A 664-nucleotide genomic window follows, 5' to 3' on the forward strand; every position below is an offset into this window, starting at 1 on the left:
ACCCTGGCAAAGTGCGGTGCCGCCATGGCCAGTGACTTGATCAGGTTTTTCAGGTCAGGCTTGTCGTCCTCGGCAAACAGGCTGTTGAGCCGGTCATCGCCGTAGGCTTTCATAAACAGGGCCGACTCCACACGGTCGCGCATCTGCTTATTCCAGTTACCCTCTTTGGTCTTCAGCTCTCCGGCCTCATCACCGAGCCGGTCAGCGAACCTTGCAAGAAAGGTGTCGTTGCTGCGGTGCAGCAGATCGCCCGTGCCATCGGTATCAAAGTGGCTCAGGTCTTCCCGGGTAATGCGGCTGGCGTCCAGCTTGGCTTTTTCGGCAGGCGACATCGTGGCCGTTTCCGGCTTATTGGCTTCCTTGGTGAACGATACCCGCTGGTCAGTGTCCAGTTCACCCTGCCGCTGGCGTACCAGTACCGGTTCTTTGAATCCGTCCACATCCTCCGGCTTCAGACCAAAGGCCTCGGCGTTCTCCTTCAGGTATTTCCGATAGGCTTCGGCCCGTTCACCGTAGAGCCGGTAAGCTTTGCGGATCGCGGACACACGGCCATTACCACTTTCCACCACACGGTCACTGCCAATGATCGGCGCACCACTGCTGGCCAATGGGTTGGCACCGAGCTTCTTCGGGTTCAGCTTGCTGGCAATCCCCCTGATCTGGG

1 protein-coding gene is annotated in these 664 nt (G+C 58.7%); it reads right to left on the minus strand.

Annotated elements, in window-relative coordinates; all coding sequences use genetic code 11:
* The coding region (locus AK963_RS34260) for a hypothetical protein (protein ID WP_202969961.1) at positions 1-664 on the minus strand (664 nt) is incomplete at both ends.

The organism is Endozoicomonas atrinae (assembly GCF_001647025.1).
Classification (GTDB): Bacteria; Pseudomonadota; Gammaproteobacteria; order Pseudomonadales; family Endozoicomonadaceae; genus Endozoicomonas; species Endozoicomonas atrinae.